Source organism: Pseudomonas fuscovaginae SE-1 (genome assembly GCF_000364705.1).
Classification (GTDB): Bacteria; Pseudomonadota; Gammaproteobacteria; order Pseudomonadales; family Pseudomonadaceae; genus Aquipseudomonas; species Aquipseudomonas fuscovaginae_A.
The window spans coordinates 1-18694 of record NZ_AQOH01000026.1 but is presented as its reverse complement, the minus strand read 5'-3'; the positions used below and the strand labels follow the sequence as shown (position 1 = coordinate 18694).

Annotated in this window: 18 protein-coding genes; 10 read left to right on the top strand and 8 right to left on the bottom strand. The window is 64.2% G+C overall.

Translation table 11 applies throughout. The features are described 5' to 3' along the window. Positions 1-20: 20 nt before the first annotated feature. The 3 genes from relA to cysM form a co-directional block, all read right to left on the bottom strand. Positions 21-2261: a GTP diphosphokinase gene (gene relA / locus K675_RS0103630; protein WP_017902151.1), complete on the bottom strand. Its 2241-nt coding sequence runs from the start codon at positions 2259-2261 to the stop codon at positions 21-23. A gap of 103 nt (positions 2262-2364) precedes the next feature. Beyond that, a complete protein-coding gene (gene rlmD, locus K675_RS0103625) occupies positions 2365-3735 on the bottom strand; it encodes a 23S rRNA (uracil(1939)-C(5))-methyltransferase RlmD (protein WP_017902150.1) in 1371 nt (456 codons plus the stop codon). After that, the gene (gene cysM / locus K675_RS0103620; RefSeq protein WP_017902149.1) at positions 3735-4637 is read right to left on the bottom strand and encodes a cysteine synthase CysM; all 903 of its coding nucleotides are present in this window, start codon (positions 4635-4637) and stop codon (positions 3735-3737) included. Before cysM ends, rlmD begins: the two co-directional genes overlap by 1 nt. A 317-nt stretch (positions 4638-4954) precedes the next feature. On the opposite strand from cysM, the gene K675_RS0103615 reads away from it, so the two are divergent. The 4 genes from K675_RS0103615 (at position 4955) to K675_RS0103600 (ending at position 9701) form a co-directional block, all read left to right on the top strand. Next, on the top strand, positions 4955-7708 hold the full coding sequence (locus K675_RS0103615) for a response regulator (protein WP_017902148.1): 2754 nt from the start codon (positions 4955-4957) through the stop codon (positions 7706-7708). A 66-nt stretch (positions 7709-7774) separates the two neighbouring features. Next, positions 7775-8764 (top strand): 2-hydroxyacid dehydrogenase, encoded by a 990-nt coding sequence (locus K675_RS0103610; RefSeq protein WP_017902147.1) that lies wholly within the window; start codon positions 7775-7777, stop codon positions 8762-8764. Positions 8765-8862: 98 nt separating this feature from the next. After that, the gene (locus K675_RS0103605; protein ID WP_017902146.1) at positions 8863-9297 is read left to right on the top strand and encodes a hypothetical protein; all 435 of its coding nucleotides are present in this window, start codon (positions 8863-8865) and stop codon (positions 9295-9297) included. After that, positions 9297-9701, top strand: coding sequence for an META domain-containing protein (locus K675_RS0103600; RefSeq protein ID WP_017902145.1), 405 nt, complete (start codon positions 9297-9299; stop codon positions 9699-9701). Before K675_RS0103605 ends, K675_RS0103600 begins: the two co-directional genes overlap by 1 nt. Before the next feature lie 58 nt (positions 9702-9759). Here K675_RS0103600 and K675_RS0103595 read toward each other — a convergent pair whose 3' ends face one another. Further along, positions 9760-10221: a TlpA family protein disulfide reductase gene (locus K675_RS0103595; protein WP_026144894.1), complete on the bottom strand. Its 462-nt coding sequence runs from the start codon at positions 10219-10221 to the stop codon at positions 9760-9762. Between the two features lie 115 nt (positions 10222-10336). On the opposite strand from K675_RS0103595, the gene arsC reads away from it, so the two are divergent. Genes arsC through K675_RS0103580 form a run of 3 tightly spaced genes read left to right on the top strand, consistent with a single transcriptional unit; the run spans position 10337 to position 11710 of the window. Further along, entirely contained in the window at positions 10337-10690 is a 354-nt protein-coding gene (arsC, locus tag K675_RS0103590) for an arsenate reductase (glutaredoxin) (RefSeq protein WP_017902143.1), read from the top strand. Next, the gene (gene wrbA / locus K675_RS0103585) at positions 10687-11292 is read left to right on the top strand and encodes an NAD(P)H:quinone oxidoreductase (protein WP_017902142.1); all 606 of its coding nucleotides are present in this window, start codon (positions 10687-10689) and stop codon (positions 11290-11292) included. Before arsC ends, wrbA begins: the two co-directional genes overlap by 4 nt. Continuing rightward, positions 11285-11710 (top strand): DUF2069 domain-containing protein, encoded by a 426-nt coding sequence (locus tag K675_RS0103580; RefSeq protein WP_017902141.1) that lies wholly within the window; start codon positions 11285-11287, stop codon positions 11708-11710. The genes wrbA and K675_RS0103580 overlap by 8 nt, the downstream gene beginning before the upstream one ends. 142 nt (positions 11711-11852) lie before the next feature. Here the strand turns inward: K675_RS0103580 and K675_RS0103575 are convergent, their stop codons facing one another. Next, the gene (locus tag K675_RS0103575) at positions 11853-12524 is read right to left on the bottom strand and encodes a DNA-3-methyladenine glycosylase I (protein ID WP_017902140.1); all 672 of its coding nucleotides are present in this window, start codon (positions 12522-12524) and stop codon (positions 11853-11855) included. Positions 12525-12533: 9 nt separating this feature from the next. Further along, positions 12534-13358: a tRNA 2-thiocytidine(32) synthetase TtcA gene (gene ttcA / locus K675_RS0103570; protein ID WP_017902139.1), complete on the bottom strand. Its 825-nt coding sequence runs from the start codon at positions 13356-13358 to the stop codon at positions 12534-12536. A 306-nt stretch (positions 13359-13664) separates the two neighbouring features. Here ttcA and K675_RS0103565 point away from each other — a divergent pair, with 306 nt between their 5' ends. After that, positions 13665-14267 (top strand): Yip1 family protein, encoded by a 603-nt coding sequence (locus K675_RS0103565; protein ID WP_017902138.1) that lies wholly within the window; start codon positions 13665-13667, stop codon positions 14265-14267. A gap of 130 nt (positions 14268-14397) precedes the next feature. Further along, positions 14398-14892: a SprT family zinc-dependent metalloprotease gene (locus tag K675_RS0103560; RefSeq protein WP_026144893.1), complete on the top strand. Its 495-nt coding sequence runs from the start codon at positions 14398-14400 to the stop codon at positions 14890-14892. Positions 14893-15036: 144 nt separating this feature from the next. On the opposite strand, the gene K675_RS0103555 is transcribed toward K675_RS0103560, so the two are convergent. Together K675_RS0103555 and K675_RS0103550 are read right to left on the bottom strand one after the other, a co-directional pair. Continuing rightward, positions 15037-16254, bottom strand: coding sequence for a CaiB/BaiF CoA transferase family protein (locus tag K675_RS0103555; protein ID WP_017902136.1), 1218 nt, complete (start codon positions 16252-16254; stop codon positions 15037-15039). A 153-nt stretch (positions 16255-16407) separates the two neighbouring features. Further along, a complete protein-coding gene (locus K675_RS0103550; protein ID WP_017902135.1) occupies positions 16408-17739 on the bottom strand; it encodes a dicarboxylate/amino acid:cation symporter in 1332 nt (443 codons plus the stop codon). 333 nt (positions 17740-18072) lie between these two features. Here K675_RS0103550 and K675_RS0103545 point away from each other — a divergent pair. Further along, positions 18073-18694: AraC family transcriptional regulator (locus K675_RS0103545; RefSeq protein ID WP_017902134.1), on the top strand; the 622-nt coding region annotated here is incomplete at its 3' end.

Below are 18694 nucleotides of genomic sequence, written 5' to 3'. Positions count from 1 at the left end.
CATCGGCCGAGCACAGAGGCTCAAGTCGTGCGGTTGCGGCGGGTTTCGATGATGTTCGGTAGCTGGGAAATCCGCCCCAGCAACCGCCCCAACGCGTCCAGCCCCGGGATCTCGATGGTCAGGGACATCAACGCGGTGTTGTCCTCCTTGTTCGAGCGGGTGTTGACCGCCAGCACGTTGATCCGCTCGTTGAGCAGCACCTGGGACACGTCACGCAACAGACCGGAACGGTCGTAGGCGCGAATCATGATATCCACCGGATAGGTCGACACCGGCACCGGCCCCCAACTGACCTGGATGATCCGCTCCGGCTCGCGCCCGCTCAGTTGCAGCACCGAGGCGCAGTCCTGGCGGTGAATGCTCACCCCGCGGCCCTGGGTGATGTAGCCGACGATGGCATCGCCCGGCAGCGGCTGGCAGCAGCCGGCCATCTGGGTCATCAGGTTGCCGACGCCCTGGATCTGGATGTCGCCACGCTTGCCCGGCTTGTAGCCGGCGGACTTGCGCGGGATCAGCTCCAACTGCTCGTTGCCGCGCTCCGGCTCGACCAGTTGCTGTGCGGTGTTGACCAGTTGCGCCAGGCGCAGATCACCGGCGCCGAGGGCCGCGAACATGTCCTCGGCGGTCTTCATGTTGGCCTTGTCGGCGAGCTTGTCGAAGTCCACCTGGGGCAGGTCCAGGCGCGTCAGCTCACGTTCGAGCAGGGTCTTGCCGGCCGCGACGTTCTGGTCGCGCGCCTGCAGCTTGAACCAGTGGACGATCTTCGCCCGCGCCCGCGAGGTGGTCACGTAGCCCAGGTTCGAGTTCAGCCAGTCGCGGCTCGGCGTACCGTGCTTGCTGGTGATGATTTCCACCTGCTCGCCGGTCTGCAGGCTGTAGTTGAGCGGCACGATGCGCCCGTTGATCTTCGCGCCCCGGCAGTTGTGGCCGATCTCGGTGTGCACCCGATAAGCGAAGTCCAGTGGAGTGGCGCCCTTGGGCAGGTCGATCGCATGCCCGTCCGGAGTGAAGACGTAGACCCGGTCCGGCTCGATATCGACCCGCAACTGGTCCGCCAGGCCACCGATATCTCCCAGCTCCTCGTGCCATTCCAGCACCTGGCGCAACCAGGAGATCTTCTCTTCGTAGTGGTTGGAGCCGGACTTGACGTCGGTGCCCTTGTACTTCCAGTGCGCACAGACGCCGAGTTCCGCCTCCTCGTGCATGGCGTGGGTGCGGATCTGCACTTCCAGCACCTTGCCTTCCGGGCCGATCACCGCGGTGTGCAGCGAGCGATAGCCGTTTTCCTTGGGGTTGGCGATGTAGTCGTCGAATTCCTTGGGTATATGCCGCCACAGGGTGTGGACGATCCCCAGCGCGGTATAGCAGTCGCGCATTTCCGGAACCAGCACGCGTACCGCGCGCACGTCGTAGATCTGGCTGAACTCCAGGCCCTTGCGCTGCATTTTGCGCCAGATCGAATAGATGTGCTTGGCCCGGCCACTGATGTCGGCCTTGACGCCGGTCGCCAGCAGTTCGTTTTCCAGTTGGCACATCACATCGCTGATGAAGCGCTCGCGATCCAGCCGCCGCTCGTGCAGCAGCTTGGCGATCTGCTTGTACTGGTCGGGCTCCAGGTAACGGAAGGACAGGTCCTCCAGCTCCCACTTGATATGGCCGATGCCCAGGCGATGGGCCAGCGGCGCATAGATGTCGAAGACCTCGCGGGCCACGCGATTGCGCTTTTCTTCGTCGGCATTCTTCACCGCCCGGATCGCGCAGGTGCGCTCGGCCAGCTTGATCAGCGCGACGCGCACGTCGTCGACCATGGCCACGAGCATCTTGCGCAGATTCTCCACCTGCACCTGGGTGCCCATGACCTGGGACTGGCGCGGGCTGAGGCTGGCACTGATGGCCGCCATGCGCTGCACGCCATCGATCAGCTTGGCCACCACCGGGCCGAATTTCTGGCTGACCGCCGGCAACAGGATCTGCCCCTGGCGCACGCCACGGTACAGGACGGCGGCGACCAGGGAGTCCTGATCGAGCTTGAGGTCGGCGAGGATATCGGCGATCTCGAGCCCGGTACTGAAACTGCCACCTTCGGCCCAGGCATCCTGGGTCGGCAGGGTCTGTTGTTCGGCAAGCCGTGCGTACTCGCAGGCCTCCTTCAATGCTTCGCGGTCCAGCGCCGGATCGACGCTCACCGTGTGGTCGAGCCATGCCTCGAGATTGATACTGCCGTCGGTGTTGATCGGCTGGTGTGCTCTCACCTGTACCATCTTGCTTACCTTCCCTACGACGCAGATTCAATGCGTCAGAATCGCTGGCCGTTGATTGCCCCCCGCACTCCGGCAGGGCCGGTCGGAGTGCGGGGGCGACCAGTCAGACTAGACGAGCATCCTGGCTCGTTTCAAATAACGCCATGGCCTCGACATGCGCTGTCTGCGGAAACATATCGAGGATCCCGGCACGTTTTAACCGGTAGCCCTGCTTGATCAATTCGACCGTGTCGCGCGCCAGAGTCGCGGGGTTGCACGACACGTACACCAGACGCCTGGCGCCCAATCCGGCAAGCTTGCCGACCATTTCGAGGGCACCGTCGCGTGGTGGGTCCAAGAGTACCGCAGAAAAGCCTGCTTTGGCCCAACCGGCATCATTCAGAGGCCGGGATAAATCGGCCTGAAAAAAGCTCGCGTTATGCAGATCGTTCGCGGCGGCATTCGCGGCAGCCCGGTCGACCATGGTCTGCACGCCCTCCACCGCCACCACCTCGCGCACCTGGCGAGCGAGCGGCAGGGCGAAGTTGCCCAGGCCGCAGAACAGGTCCAGTACCCGCTCCTCGGGCGCAGGCTGCAGCCAGTCGAGCGCCTGGGCCACCATCGCCTCGTTGACCCCGGCATTGACCTGAACGAAATCTCCCGGCCGGTAGGCCAGCTCCAGGTTCCACCGCGCCAGGCGATAGCCGAGCGACTGCGCCGCCTCCACCGGCTGCGGCCCTTCCTCGCCGTGCAGCCAGAGCTGCGCGCAGTGCTCTTCGCAGAAGTCGCGCAAGACCTTCAGGTCAGCGGCCGACAACGGCGACATATGCCGCAACAACACGGCCACGGCCGAACCGCTGAACAGTTCGACGTGCCCCAGCGACTGGGGCTTGCTCAAACGCCGGAGCATTGTCGGCAGGCCGTTCATGATCGGTTGCAGGGATTCGACCAGCACCGGGCAATCGTCGATGGCGACGATGTCCTGGCTGGACGCCGCACGAAAACCCACCTCCAGTTGCCTGGCCTTGGCATCCCAGCGCACCGCCACCCGGGCCCGCCGGCGATAACCGAACTCGGGGCCGGTCAGCGGCACCGCCCACTGCTCGGGCTCGGCACCCGCCACCCGCGACAACTGCTCGGCGAGCATACGCTGCTTGAGGGCAAGCTGGTCCGCATGGGGCATGTGCTGGATGCTGCAACCGCCACAGCGCCCGACGTGGGCACAGGGCGCCGGACGACGCTGGTCGCTGGCGAGCAGCAGGCGTTCGCTGCGCGCCTCGACCACCTTGCCATGGGCACCCAGCACCCGCGCCTCGACTTCCTCACCAGCCAGGGCGCCGGCGACGAACCAGGTGCGCCCTTCGATGAAGGCGATCCCACGGCCGTCGTTGGCCAGCCGCTCGATCGTCAGCCGTTGTTTCTTGCCAACGGGCACTTGCGGGGCCCGGCTGCCGCCAGTCGGCTGGAAGCGCAGGCCTTTCTGCTGTCTGGCCATCAGTTGGGAGCGTCGTAGATGCCGGTCGACAGGTAGCGGTCGCCGCGGTCACAGATGATCGCGACCATCACCGCGTTCTCGACCTCGCGCGACAGGCGCAGCATGGCCGCCACCGCACCGCCCGAGGACACCCCACAGAATACGCCTTCTTCACGGGCCAGGCGACGCATCACGTCTTCGGCTTCTTCCTGGCCCATGTCGACGATGCGGTCGACCCGCTCGGACTGGAAGATCCGTGGCAGGTATTCATGGGGCCAACGACGGATGCCCGGAATGGTCGCGCCTTCCATCGGCTGCAGGCCGACGATCTGCACGTCCGGGTTCTGCTCCTTCAGGTAGCGCGACACGCCCATGATGGTGCCGGTGGTGCCCATGGAGCTGACGAAGTGGGTGATACCGCCCTGGGTCTGCCGCCAGATTTCCGGGCCGGTGCCGGTGTAGTGCGCCTCGGGGTTGTCACCGTTGGCGAACTGGTCGAGCACCTTGCCGCGACCTTCGGCCTGCATCCTCTCGGCGAGGTCGCGGGCGCCTTCCATGCCCTCCTCGCGGCTGACCAGGATCAGCTCGGCGCCATAGGCGGTCATCGCCGCCTTGCGCTCGGCCGTGGAGTTGTCGGGCATGATCAGGATCATCCTGTAGCCCTTGATCGCCGCGGCCATGGCCAAGGCAATCCCGGTGTTGCCCGAGGTCGCCTCGATCAGGGTGTCACCGGGCTGGATCTGCCCGCGCAACTCGGCGCGGGTGATCATCGACAGGGCCGGACGGTCCTTCACGGAGCCTGCTGGATTGTTCCCTTCAAGCTTGAGCAGGAGGGTGTTGCTGGTATTTCCAGGCAAGCGTTGCAGACGAACCAGGGGCGTGTTGCCGATGCAATCGGCGATAGTTGGATACTGCAAGGTCATGGCGTATTCGCAATCCAGACTGCGGGGGGCGACTATCATACCGGCAAACGCCTGCGGCCCATATCACGCAAAGTGCGATGCTTATGGCTTCTGGCTATAAGCGGTTTCGAGAATGCCAAGGGTGCTCCACGCGTCCGCCGACAGGGAGGCCGTCCGTCAGACCTGGGCCCGGGAGTCATTGAAGCCCCCGCGAACTTTGCGAGATTTCCACCACCTCATATGGCTACACTGCGCAGGTGGTGCGGGCGCAGGAAGCGCTCGCCGCAAATAGAAGATCGCCGTGTCTGCCAAACGCCGTATCTGATGGAGAGTTTTGCGTGCTTAAGAACCTGGGCATCAAAGGCCGTGTCCTTCTGCTCACCCTGCTGCCGACCACGCTGATGGCGCTGGTGCTGGGCGGGTACTTCACCTGGTTGCAGCAATCGGAACTGCAAAGCCAGTTGCTGCAGCGTGGCGAGATGATCGCCGAGCAGTTGGCCCCGCTGGTCGCTCCGGCCCTGAGCCGCAACGACAGCGAACAGTTGGAGCGGGTTGCCACCCAGGCCCTGGAACAGACCGACGTCCGCGCGGTGTCGTTCCTCGGTGCCAACCGCGAACAACTGGCCCATGCCGGCCCGAGCATGCTCAACCAGCCGCCCACCGGCAACAGCAGCCACATGCTGCAACGCAGCGGCAACGACGCTACCCGCTACCTGCTGCCGGTGTTCGGCCGGCATCGCGGCATGGCCGGCGAGCCGGTGCCCGATGAAGCGGACCGGCTGCTGGGCTGGGTCGAGCTGGAGCTGTCGCACAACGGCATGCTGCTGCGTGGCTACCGCAGTCTGTTCGCCAGCCTGCTGCTGATCGCCACCGGCCTGCTCGGCACCGCACTGCTGGCCCTGCGCATGAGTCGCACCATCAATACCCCGATCAGCCAGATCCGGCAGGCCGTGGCCCAGCTCAAGGACGGCAATCTGGAAACCCGCCTGCCAGCGCTCGGCAGCCAGGAACTGGACCAGTTGGCCTCCGGCATCAACCGCATGGCCGAGACCCTGCAGAACGCCCAGGAAGAATTGCAGCACAGCATCGACCAAGCCACCGAGGACGTGCGCCAGAACCTGGAAACCATCGAGATCCAGAACATCGAACTCGACCTGGCGCGCAAGGAAGCCCTGGAAGCCAGCCGGATCAAGTCCGAATTCCTCGCCAACATGAGCCACGAGATCCGCACCCCGCTCAACGGCATCCTCGGTTTCACCCACCTGCTGCAGAAAAGCGAGCTGACCCCGCGCCAGTTGGATTACCTGAGTACCATCGAAAAGTCCGCCGACAGCCTATTGGGGATCATCAATGAAATCCTCGACTTCTCGAAGATCGAGGCCGGCAAGCTGGTGCTCGACAGCATTCCGTTCAACCTGCGCGACCTGCTGCAGGACACCCTGACCATCCTCGCCCCGGCGGCCCACGCCAAGCAGCTGGAACTGGTCAGCCTGGTCTATCGCGATACGCCGTTGTCGTTGATCGGCGATCCGCTGCGCCTCAAGCAGATCCTCACCAACCTGGTGAGCAACGCGATCAAGTTCACCCGTGAAGGCACCATCGTCGCCCGGGCCATGCTCGAAGAGGAACACGAGGACAGCGTGCAATTGCGCATCAGCGTGCAGGACACCGGCATCGGCCTGTCGAGCCAGGATGTGCGGGCGCTGTTCCAGGCCTTCAGCCAGGCTGACAATTCGCTGTCCCGGCAGCCCGGCGGCATCGGTCTCGGGCTGGTGATCTCCAAGCGCCTGATCGAGCAGATGGGCGGCGAGATCGGTGTCGACAGTACGCCGGGCGAAGGCTCCGAGTTCTGGATCAGCCTGAGCCTGCCCAAGACCCGCGACGATATCGAGGACCTGCCCGCCGCACCGCTGCTCGGTCGACGCGTCGCCGTGCTGGAACACCACGAACTGGCACGCCAGGCCCTGCAGCACCAACTGGAAGACTGCGGTCTGGAAGTGATTCCGTTCAACAGCCTGCCGGGCCTGGCCAATGGCGTCACCGGTGCCTACCAGACCGAACAGGCCATCGACCTGGCGGTCGTCGGCGTCACGGCCCAGGACATGCCGCCGGAGCGACTGAACCAGCATATCTGGGACCTCGAACACCTCGGTTGCCGGGTATTGGTACTCTGCCCGACCACCGAGCAGACCCTGTTCCATCTGTCGGTGCCCAACCCGCACAACCAGCTCCAGGCCAAGCCGGCCTGTACCCGCAAGCTGCGTCGGACGCTCTCGGACCTGATCGCCCCACGCCCGGCACGCCTGGAGCCCAGCGAACCGCTCGGCAGCCGCGCACCACGGGTGCTGTGCGTGGACGACAACCCGGCCAATCTGCTGCTGGTGCAGACCCTGCTCGAAGACATGGGCGCCGAGGTGCTGGCGGTGGACAGCGGCTACGCGGCGATCGATGCGGTTCAGCAAGCCAGTTTCGACCTGGTACTGATGGACGTGCAGATGCCCGGCATGGACGGCCGGCAAGCGACCGAGGCGATTCGCCAGTGGGAAAACGAACGGCAAAGCGCCGCGCTGCCCATCGTCGCCCTGACCGCCCACGCCATGGCCAACGAAAAACGTGCGTTGCTGCAAAGCGGCATGGACGATTACCTGACCAAGCCCATCAGCGAACGCCAACTGGCCCAGGTGGTGCTGAAATGGACCGGACTGGCCCTGCGCAACCAGAGTCAGGAGCGTGGCGGCGACGCCGCTAACAACGCCTCCGAACTGCTGGTGCTCGACCCGGAAGAAGGCCTGCGCCTGGCCGCCGGCAAGGCCGACCTGGCCGCCGACATGCTGGCGATGCTGCTGGCCTCGCTGGATGCCGACCGCGAGGCGATCCGCTCGGCCCGCGAGGCCCATGACAACAACGGCCTGATCGAACGTGTCCACCGCCTGCACGGCGCCACCCGCTACTGCGGCGTACCGCAGTTGCGCGCGGCCTGCCAGCGCAGCGAGACCCTGCTCAAGCAGGACGATGCCAATGCCCACCAGGCCCTCGACGAACTGGACATGGCGATCGCCCGCCTGGCCATCGAGGCCCGGGTCAGCGCCTGATCCACGGCAATACACGCCCAGGTGACCGGCGCTAGGCTGCCGGTCACTTTCGAAAGGAAAATCGTCATGCGTGGAATACTCTTCAGCAGCCAGACCTACGACCGCGACAGTTTCCAGGCCAGCCCCCTGCCCTCCGGACTCGAACTGCACTTCCAGGCCGCGCGCCTGAGCCTGGATACCGCGCCCCTGGCCGAGCGGCACGAGGTGGTCTGTGCCTTCATCAACGACGACCTGAGCGCCCCGGTGCTGGAACAACTGGCCGCCGGCGGCACCCGGCTGATCGCCCTGCGTTCGGCCGGCTACAATCACGTCGACCTGAAGGCGGCCCGGCGCCTGGGCCTGAGCGTGGTGCGCGTGCCGGCCTATTCGCCCCATGCCGTGGCCGAACACGCGGTGGCACTGATCCTGGCGCTCAACCGCCGACTGCACCGGGCCTACAACCGCACCCGCGAGGGCGACTTCAGCCTGCACGGGCTGACCGGCTTCGACCTCGCCGGCAAGACCGTCGGCATCGTCGGTACCGGCCAGATCGGCGCGACCTTCGCACGGATCATGGCCGGTTTCGGCTGCCAGTTGCTGGCCTACGACCCCTACCCGAATCCGGAAGTCCTGGCCCTCGGCGCACACTACCTGGAGCTGCCGGAACTGCTCGCCCGGTCGCGAATCATCAGCCTGCATTGCCCGCTGACCGCCGACACGCGCTACCTGATCAACCGCGAAACCCTCGCCCACCTGCAACCCGGAGCGATGCTGATCAATACCGGCCGCGGCGGCCTGGTGGACACTCCGGCCCTGATCGAGGCGCTCAAGGAGGGCCAGCTCGGCTACCTCGGGCTGGATGTCTACGAGGAGGAGGCCCAACTGTTCTTCGAGGACCGCTCCGACCTGCCACTGCAGGACGATGTACTGGCGCGGCTGCTGACCTTCCCCAACGTGATCGTCACCGCGCACCAGGCCTTCCTGACCCATGAGGCCCTGGCCGCGATCGCCGCCACGACCCTGGACAACATCGCCGCCTGGCAGGCCGGCCGGCCGCAGAACCTGGTGGAAGGCTGATCGGCGGGAAAAGCCCGGCCAACCGGATCGAAGGTCGCAAGCGGCTGCCATCGGCCGGGCCGCTGCGTGCTAGCATATCGGCCATATTTGGAGGACCCATGGTCGAACACGATTTCCGCTACAGCCTGATGAACCCGCAACACACCCTGACCGAATGCCGCGCCCTGGTGCCGGGCCGCTACCAGGTCACCGGCAACGGTGGCTCGATCCGCATCGACGACGTGCTGCTGGTCACCCTCAAGGGCAGCCGTGACCTGTCCATGCGCCTGACCGTCGAAACCGTACGGCACCTGATCAACCCGCCCGGCCAGTGGACCGCCATGGCCCGCGGGCCGGTGTTCGGCGAACTGGCGATCCACCAGTGGCAAGTCCACTGCGACAGCTGCGCCAAACAGTTGGACTTCGAATTCGCCGTGGACGCCAGGCTCGGCGTCCCGGCACAGAAACCCGCAGCCACGGCGCGCATCGCCGAGCTGGGCTGGACCACCCAGGGCGAGAAGCACCTCTGCCCGAAATGCCAGGAGGCAAGATGATGAGACACGCGGTGATTCTGGGGATGCTGGCCACCAGCCTGGTGGGCTGTGCCGGCGACCGTGTGCAACTGCAGCAGGATCACAGCTACGTGCTGGAGTGGATCGGCGAACGTCCGCTGATCGACAACAGCCACCTGACCGTCACCCTTGGCGACGACGGCCGGGCCTATGGCAACGGCGGCTGCAACCACTGGTTCGCGCCCTACACCCTCGATGGCGATAGCCTGAGCTTCGGCAAGGTCGGCAGCACCCGCAAGCTCTGCGCCCCGGCCCTGATGGAGCAGGAGAAGCGTTTCCTGCAGGCACTGGAAAACGTCCAGCGCTGGGATATCTCCCCGGTCGAGCAGGTACGCTTCTGGCCGGCCCAGGGCCAGCCGCTGCGCCTATGGTCGGAAGAAGGCTGACCGCCAGGCCGCTCCATGGCGCCCTTCCCCGGGGCGCCATGACAACTGCCAGGGCCACTCAGCCCTTGAGCGCCTTGAGCTTCGCCAGCACACCGGCCGCCGTCTGCTCGCCCATCAGTTGCTCGCGCACCTTGCCCTTGTCGTCGATGATGTAGGTCACCGGCAGCGCCTCGCTGCGTGGCAGCTCGAAGAGATCCGCAGGGTCCTGCGCCAGCACCGTGAACCTGATCCCCAATGCCTCGGCGGCCTTGTTCAGCTCATCACCCTGCAATCCGTCGAAATTGACCCCGAATACCCCCACCGACTGCTCCTTGAGCTGTTCGGACAGGGCGTTGAGCTCCGGGATTTCCGTGCGGCACGGGCCACACCAGTCCGCCCAGTAGTTGACCACCTTCCAGTGCTTGTCCAGGCGCTCGGCCGCCACCTTCTGACCGTGCTGGTCAACCCCGTAATCATTGCCGCAACCGCTGAGCAGCAGCGCGCCCATCATCGCCAGTACGGCTGCCAATCGCCTTGCCATGTGTGCAATCCCCCGTCAAATGAGCCATCGACTGCGACCATTTACCTCGTACGGTTCAGGAGCGCTCGCCAGGCAGGTAGAATACCCGCCACCTTACGCAAGATGCGACCCGCACATGACCGATCTGACGCTTTATCACAACCCGCGCTGCTCGAAATCCCGTGGTGCGCTGGAACTGCTCGAAGCCCGAGGCCTGGCCCCGACCGTGGTGCGCTACCTGGAAACCCCGCTCGACGCGGCCCAGTTGCGCAGCCTGCTGGGCAAGCTCGGCATCAGCGCCCGGCAACTGCTGCGTAGCGGCGAAGACGAATACCAGAGCCTGAACCTGGCCGACAGCCAGCTCGGCGAAGAACAACTGATCGCCGCCATCGCCGCCCATCCCAAACTCATGGAGCGCCCGATCCTGGTGGCGGGCGACAAGGCGATCATCGGCCGGCCGCCGGAGAAGGTGCTGGAGATCCTGCCGTGAGCGAACCGTACGTCCTGGTGTTGTTCTACAGCCGCAACGGCTCCACCCGCGAGATGGCCCGGCAGATTGCCCGGGGCGTCGAGCAGGCCGGTCTGGAGGCACGCCTGCGTACCGTTCCGGCCATTTCCACTGAATGCGAGGCGGTGGCGCCAGCCATTCCCGAGGAAGGCGCGCTGTATGCCAGCCTCGACGATCTGAAGCACTGTTCGGCCCTCGCCCTGGGCAGCCCGACCCGCTTCGGCAACATGGCGGCACCCTTGAAGTACTTCATCGACGGCACCAGCAGCCTGTGGCTGACCGGCGCCCTGGTGGGCAAGCCGGGCGCGGTGTTCACCTCGACCTCCAGCCTGCACGGCGGCCAGGAAAGCACCCTGCTGTCGATGCTGCTGCCATTGCTGCACCACGGCATGCTGGTTACCGGCCTGCCCTACAGCGAGTCGGCACTGCTCGATACCCGCGGCGGCGGCACGCCCTACGGTGCCAGCCACCACACCGGCAGCGACGGCAAGCGACCGCTGGACGAACATGAAATCGCCCTGTGCCGCGCACTCGGCAAGCGCCTGGCGACCACCGCACTGCAACTGGAGAAAGGCCGTGGCTAGGAAGCCCAAGGTACTGCCCAGCCAGGAATGGCTGGAACCACGCGTCAGGTTCGGCCGCTGGCTGGCCCTGGCGTGCTTTTTCGGCCTGGTCGGCCTGCTGTGCGTGTACTACCTGGTGTTCGCCGACCTGCACGGCGCCCGCCCCTGGGTGATCCTGCTGATCGAACTGGTGCCGCTGCTGCCACTGGTGCCGGGAATGTTGACCGGTAGCCCGCGCGGGCACTCGTTCACCTGCTATGTGGTGAACCTGTACTTTCTCAAGGGTGCGCTGGCGGCCTTCGACCCGAACCGGCAGGTGTTCGGCCTGCTGGAAATGGGCGCGAGCCTGGCGGTGTTCTGCAGTGCGATGGTCTACGTGCGCTGGCGCCACCAGTTGAACCGGCGCCTGGCCGGGGAAGGCCAGCCACAACCCGCCTGAACTCCCACGGTTTCCCGATCGTTCCCACGCTCCGCGTGGGCACGTCTCCCTGGACGCTCAGCGTCCGTTTTTGTGACGCAAAGCGTCACGGGCTGCGTTCCCACGCGGAGCGTGGGAACGATCAGTCCCCCAGAAAACCTGATCAGTGGTTGACGGTGAACGCCAGCATCATCGACAACTGGCACATCGGCCGGCCACTCTCGGCATGCCACTGGTTGAAGGCGTCCTGGACGATCGCCAGGTCGCGCAGGCTGCTCGGCACCTTGTCGATGATGTCCTGGGCGTTGAGCGCCGCCACTACGTCATTGCTCGGTACGAAGGTGTCCTTGCCGACCATCCGCAGCAGCCGTGGTGCCGACAGGCCACCGAGCTGATGCCCGTGCTTGGCCAGGTACTTCCACAGACCGGTGATCTCGGTCACCGGCCAGTCGGCGATCAGGTTGCCGAAGCTGCCCTTCTGCTTCGCCACGTCCAGCACCATCTGCGCATTGCGCGGCACGCTCTTGAGCTTGCCCAGGTGGCGGATGATCCGCGTGTCCTGCATCAGTCGCTCCAGATGCTCGGCCCCCATCAGCACCACCTTCTCCGGGTCGAAGCCGAAGAACACCTGCTCGAAGGCCGGCCACTTGGCATCCACCAGGCTGTGCTTGAGCCCGGCACGAAAGACCCGCAGGGCGATCAGCGACAGGTAGCGGTCATCGCCGAACGCGCGCAGTTGCGCCGGAGTGCGCGGCACCGGCAGTTGCGCTTCCAGCGCCGCCGCCGAACCAAAGCGGTTCAGACAGTACTCGTGCAGCCACTTGTAGTCGCGCATGCGCTGCCCTTACAGGTTCACGACATTGACGAAGCGCGAGGCGGCCGTCTCGTCGATGCGCAGGCTGGCGAAGTCGAACAGGTTGCGGTCGGCCAACTGCGACGGGCTGACGTTCTGCAGGCCACGGAAGATGTTCTCGGTACGGCCCGGATTCTTGCGCTCCCACTCCTGCAGCATCTCCTTGACCACCTGGCGCTGCAGGTTCTCCTGGGAACCGCAGAGGTTGCAGGGGATGATCGGGAATTGCTTGAAGTCCGAGTAGGCCTGGATGTCCTTTTCGCTGCAGTAGGCCAACGGCCGGATCACCACGTTGCGACCATCGTCGGCCAGCAGCTTGGGCGGCATGGCCTTGAGCGAACCGTTATAGAACATGTTGAGGAAGAAGGTCTCGACGATATCGTCGCGGTGATGCCCCAGGGCCATCTTGGTCGCCCCGATCTCGTCGGCGAAGGTGTACAGCGTGCCGCGGCGCAGGCGCGAGCACAGCGAGCAGGTGGTCTTGCCTTCCGGTACCAGTTCCTTGACCACCGAGTAGGTGTCCTTCTCGACGATGTGGTACTCCACGCCCAGCTCTTTCAGGTACGCGGGCAGCACGTGCTCAGGGAAGCCGGGCTGCTTCTGGTCCATGTTCACGGCGACGATGTCGAACTTGATCGGTGCGACTTTCTGCAGGTGCATCAGAACGTCGAGCATGGTGTAGCTGTCCTTGCCACCCGACAGGCAGACCATCACCTTGTCGCCGTCCTCGATCATGTTGAAGTCGGCGACTGCCTCGCCCGCCTGCCGGCGAAGGCGTTTCTGCAGTTTGTTCTGATTGACCGAAAGAGTGCCCATAGCCCTTGAAATCCGCGCGGTGTGTCGAAAAAGGCGACTATTTTACGCACAAACCCGTCGCGGTGGGAGTGGAGCGGACGGACACAGGCGTGCTCATGGAGCTCTCGGGACATCCAACAAATGCTACAACGCTATTACAGCCCTGTCCGACAGTGCAATTTGAGCTAAAACCCCTGCCCTGCGGGCTCCAGTCCTTCCTATACTGCGACATAAGGTCGCAGACATATCCAGACCTCCGATTACTCTGGCCGTCTGTCCCGGCGCTCCGTTTGGGGGGCGATGGTAATAACGAAAGGAGTGACTCAGATGATCCATCATGTCGTGGGACTGTTCACCCACCCTGATCAGGAATGGCGGGAAATCCGTGGCGATGCCGAGGAAAGCATCGGCCACATGTACCTTACCCACACCCTGATTCTCGCCGCGATTCCCGCGGTTTCCGCCTTTATCGGCACCACCCGGGTCGGCTGGGTCATCGGCAACCGGGCACCGGTCATGCTGACCCAGGACAGCGCGATCTGGATGACCGTCATGTCCTACCTGGCCATGCTCGGCGGGGTGGCGGTGATGGGCGCGTTCATCCACTGGATGGCCCGTACCTACGACGCCAACCCCAGCCTGCAGCGTTGCGTGGCCTTCGCCACCTACACCGCCACCCCGCTGTTCATCGGCGGCCTGGCGGCGCTCTATCCACACATGTGGCTGGGCATGATCGTCGGGACGGCGGCGATCTGCTACACGGTCTACCTGCTCTACGTCGGCCTGCCGACCTTCATGAACATACCTTCGGACGAAGGTTTCCTGTTCTCCAGTTCGGTACTGGCCGTCGGGCTGGTCGTGCTGGTGGCGATCATGGCCTTCACCGTGGTCGTCTGGGGCCTGGGAGTCGGCCCCGTGTATACCAGCTAGATAACCAGAAACTGCCGACACGGGCCGCCGCAAGGCGGCCTTTTCATGTCGACACGACCATTCGGCGCCTGGCGGATTCGGAATCGACGAGCTTTGCGGCATACTCGACGTCTCTGGAGAAATGTACAGCATGCCCGAGCAACTCTATACCCGCGTCGAAGACTGTTTCCTGCAAGCCGAATCCTTTTTCAAACGTCCTTTCAAACGCCCGACCATCAGCCTCAAGCTGCGTGGCCAGAAAGCCGGTGTCGCCCACTTGCACGAGAACCTGTTGCGCTTCAATCCACAACTGTACCGCGAGAACAGCGAGGACTTCCTGCGCCAGACCGTACCCCATGAAGTCGCCCACCTGATTGCCCATCAACTGTTCGGCGACCGGATCCAGCCCCATGGCGAGGAATGGCAACTGATCATGCGTGGCGTCTACGAACTGCCGCCCAACCGCTGCCACACCTACGAGGTACAGCGGCGCAGCGTGACGCGCTACATCTATCGCTGCCCCTGTGCCGACAGCGATTTCCCGTTCTCGGTCCAGCGCCATCGGCTGGTCAGCCAGGGGCGGCGTTACCTGTGCCGGCGCTGTCGACAGACGCTGGTGTTCAGTGGCGAGGTCCGGGTCGAGTAATCCGCCCCTGGTGGTGGCCACCGCAAGTCGGATCGCCGCACCGCCTGCTCCTAAAGCCTGCGCTCGTTCTCACCCTTGCCCTACGGCCTCACCTTGCGGAAGCAGGGCTTGCCCGCGAAAGGGCCGGCACAAATCCCCACAGACTCAGCCTAACGCTCCCCCTCTACGCAGCCCCACGATTTGTTCGTCGCTGTATCCCAGCTCACGCAACACCTGGTCGTTATGCTCCCCCACCGCGCCTCCAACGTACCTCGGCTCCGGCAGCCCCTGGGAGAACTTCAACGGGCATGCCATCTGCGCCTGACTGCCGCCGCTCTCCCGTGGCACCTGGACCACCATACCTCGCGCCTTCAACTGCGGGTGCTCGACCGCTTCGGCCAAGTCCAGCACCGGCTCCACACAGGCATCGATACCGGCAAACACCCCGCACAGCGCTTCGTAATCATATTTCTCGAACTCCAGTTGCAACTGCTGCTTGAGCCACTGTTGCCGGGCAGGATCGGGCGACAGGCCATGACTGGCCAATTCGGGGCGCGCCAGAGCGCCACACAGCGCCCCCATGAAGTTCGGTTCCAGGCTGCCGACGGAAAACCAGCGACCGTCACGACTGCGGTAGTAGTCATAGAAACTGCCGCCATTGAGCACCTGTCGCTCGCGCCCCGGCTCGACACCACAGGCCAGGAAACCGGCACCGGCGAGGGCATTCAGGCTGAATGCACAATCGGTCATGCTTACATCGACATACTGTCCCTGCCCCGTCTGCTGCCGGGCGATCACCGCCGCCAGCAGGCCGACCACCCCATGCAGCGAGCCCCCCGCCAAATCGGCCACCTGCATCGCCAGTGGCAATGGCCCACCCTGCGCGCGCCCGGTATAGCTGGCCAGCCCCGACAAAGCCAGGTAGTTGATGTCATGCCCGGCGCGGTCACGGTAGGGGCCGGTCTGGCCATAACCGCTGATCGCCACGTAGATCAGTCGCGGGTTGCTGCGCCTGAGGGTTTCATAACCAAGCCCCAGACGATCCATCACCCCGGGGCGGAACTGCTCCAGCAGGATGTCGTACTCGAGCACCAGTCGATGAACGATGGCTACCGCCTCGGCCTGCTTGAGATCCAGGGACAGGCTGCGCTTGTTGCGATTGAGATAGGCGTGGCTGGCAGCAACGCCCTGGTCGTGGGGCGGCAGCACCCGCAACAGGTCCTGGCGGGTGGGTGATTCGATGCGCAGGACCTCGGCGCCCATGTCCGCCAGCAACAGCGAGGCGAACGGGCCCGGCAGCAGCGTCGAAAAATCGAGGATCTTCAGCGAAGCCAGCGGGCCCGATGCTGGTACTTGCGGGGTCTCTTGACTGAATTCCTGCATAACCACCTACCTGATCAGCGCGACGCTTGAAAGAGTAGGCAGCCCATGGCTTGACAGCAATTACCGCAATGCTCGGGAAGACTGACGCAAACGCTCATCGACGGGCATGAAAAAACCCATCCGAAGATGGGTTCTTTCAACTTGCGCAGAGGCTTACTTGACGTTTGGCGCCTGGCCTTCGGCCACGCCCAGGTCGTCCAGGATGCGCTCATCTTCGATAGCGCGGCCACCGGAAGCCAGTTCCGCGTGCAGCTTGTCTTCATCCAACTCCTTGACCCACTTGGCCACGACCACGGTAGCCACCGCGTTACCCACCAGGTTGGTCAAGGCACGGGCTTCGGACATGAAGCGGTCGATACCCAGGATCAGCGCCAGGCCGGCAACCGGCAGGTGGCCGACGGCGGACAGGGTGGCGGCCAGAACGATGAAGCCACTACCGGTCACGCCAGCAGCCCCCTTGGAGGACAGCAGCAGCACCAGCAGCAGGGTGATCTGGTGGGTGATGTCCATGTGAGTGTCGGTCGCCTGGGCGATGAACACGGCTGCCATGGTCAGGTAGATCGAGGTGCCGTCGAGGTTGAACGAGTAGCCGGTTGGAATCACCAGGCCCACGACCGATTTCTTCGCACCCAGGCGCTCCATCTTCACCAGCATGCGTGGCAGGGCCGATTCCGAGGAGGAAGTCCCCAGTACGATCAGCAGTTCCTCACGGATGTAGCGCACCAGCTTCAGTACGCTGAAACCGTGGGCACGGCAGATGGCGCCCAGCACCAGCAGCACGAACAGTACGCAGGTGATGTAGAAGCAGATCATCAGTTGGCCGAGTTGCACCAGCGAGCCCACGCCGTAGGCACCGATGGTGAAGGCCATGGCACCCAGCGCACCCAGTGGCGCCAGTTTCATGATCATGTTGATGATGTTGAACATCGCGTGAGCGAAGCGATCGATCAGGTCCAGCAGCGGACGGCCGTAATCGCCCAGGCGATGCAGGGCGAAACCGAAGATCACCGAGAACATCAGCACCTGCAGGATATCGCCGTTGGCGAAGGCACCGACGATGGTGTTCGGGATCACGTTCAGGATGAAGCCGACCACGCTCTGGTCCGCACCGGCGGTGACGTAGGCAGCGACCTTCTTGGCGTCCAGGGTGGCGACGTCGATGTGCATGCCGCTGCCCGGCTGGACGACGTTGACCACGATCAGGCCGATCAGCAGGGCGATGGTCGAGACGATTTCAAAGTAGAGCAGTGCATAACCACCGGTCTTGCCGACCGATTTCATGCTTTGCATGCCAGCGATACCGCTGACCACGGTGCAGAAGATGATGGGAGCGATGACCATTTTGATCAGCTTGATAAAGCCGTCACCCAGTGGCTTGAGGGCCACGCCGGTCTGTGGGTAGAAATGGCCGAGCAGGATACCGATAGCGATCGCTACGATGACCTGGAAATACAGCGATTTGTACAGTGGCTGACGAGTCGTCATTGCAAAGTTCCTCAAGAGATCACCCAACTGTCATCCATCTGACAGATGCGCAACCTGAAGCACGAACCCTCCTGCACCGGAGGGATTTGTTGTTTGTCGAACTGCGTGGGCAGACCGTTCCCTTATCGCAAGGCGCGTGCCACTTTCGGAAAATTCCGTCAAAGCCTTTAGCCATCAGGCTTTCAGTCGTTTTCTGTCAGCCAGCCCCTATAGAATAGATGGCGGATTTCCGCCCTTCCACTGCCAGCAGCCATGGATTTTGGCGGATATCCGCCTTGTTCCGAGTCAAGATCCCTGACTAAGATCCGCCATTCAATGGACACGGACCGCCCCATGCGTGAGCGCAGCATCGCCAGCCATTTCGCCAATGCCGCCCTGGATGGAGCCCGTCGCAGGGGCTACGCCTACTCGGGCCTGTTGCAACGGCTGGGTATCGCCCCGGAGCTGTTGAGCGAACCCAGGGCACGCCTGGCCCCGGAACAGTTCACCCAACTGCTGCAAGGCCTGTGGCTGGAACTGGATGACGAGTACCTGGGGTTCGGCCAGAGCCGCAGCCAGCGCGGCACCTTCGCGATGATGTGCCACGCGCTGATTCATTGCAGCAGCCTGGAAAAGGCCCTCAACCGTGGACTGCTGTTCTACCGGCTGTTTCCCGAGGGGCCGCTGCTGAGCCTGGCGCGCGAGGGCGACAAGGTGCGCCTGAGCCTGGATGCCTCGAATCTCTGGGACCCGGAGCATTTCCTCTGCGAATGCCTGCTGGTGATCTGGCATCGCCTCGGCAGTTGGCTGATCGGCCAGCGCATCCGCCTGGAACAGGCCACCTTCCATTACCCGCGTCCTGGCCATGCCAGCGAGTACGACCTGCTGTTCCCCTGCCCGCTGGAATTCTCGGCCCCCACCAGCAGCCTGCTGTTCAGCAGCCGCTACCTGGGCATGCCGCTGCTGCAGGACGAAC

Excerpts from the sequence above, each read along its gene's own strand:
- K675_RS0103560 (WP_026144893.1), top strand. The coding sequence starts at position 14,398 with ATGCCCGAGCAACTCTATACCCGCGTCGAAGACTGTTTCCTGCAAGCC.
- K675_RS0103555 (WP_017902136.1), bottom strand. The coding sequence starts at position 16,254 with ATGCAGGAATTCAGTCAAGAGACCCCGCAAGTACCAGCATCGGGCCCG.
- ttcA (WP_017902139.1), bottom strand. The coding sequence starts at position 13,358 with ATGGGCACTCTTTCGGTCAATCAGAACAAACTGCAGAAACGCCTTCGC.
- K675_RS0103595 (WP_026144894.1), bottom strand. The coding sequence starts at position 10,221 with ATGGCAAGGCGATTGGCAGCCGTACTGGCGATGATGGGCGCGCTGCTG.
- K675_RS0103550 (WP_017902135.1), bottom strand. The coding sequence starts at position 17,739 with ATGACGACTCGTCAGCCACTGTACAAATCGCTGTATTTCCAGGTCATC.
- arsC (WP_017902143.1), top strand. The coding sequence starts at position 10,337 with ATGACCGATCTGACGCTTTATCACAACCCGCGCTGCTCGAAATCCCGT.
- K675_RS0103565 (WP_017902138.1), top strand. The coding sequence starts at position 13,665 with ATGATCCATCATGTCGTGGGACTGTTCACCCACCCTGATCAGGAATGG.
- K675_RS0103610 (WP_017902147.1), top strand. The coding sequence starts at position 7,775 with ATGCGTGGAATACTCTTCAGCAGCCAGACCTACGACCGCGACAGTTTC.
- K675_RS0103605 (WP_017902146.1), top strand. The coding sequence starts at position 8,863 with ATGGTCGAACACGATTTCCGCTACAGCCTGATGAACCCGCAACACACC.
- K675_RS0103600 (WP_017902145.1), top strand. The coding sequence starts at position 9,297 with ATGAGACACGCGGTGATTCTGGGGATGCTGGCCACCAGCCTGGTGGGC.
- rlmD (WP_017902150.1), bottom strand. The coding sequence starts at position 3,735 with ATGGCCAGACAGCAGAAAGGCCTGCGCTTCCAGCCGACTGGCGGCAGC.
- cysM (WP_017902149.1), bottom strand. The coding sequence starts at position 4,637 with ATGACCTTGCAGTATCCAACTATCGCCGATTGCATCGGCAACACGCCC.
- relA (WP_017902151.1), bottom strand. The coding sequence starts at position 2,261 with ATGGTACAGGTGAGAGCACACCAGCCGATCAACACCGACGGCAGTATC.
- K675_RS0103575 (WP_017902140.1), bottom strand. The coding sequence starts at position 12,524 with ATGCGCGACTACAAGTGGCTGCACGAGTACTGTCTGAACCGCTTTGGT.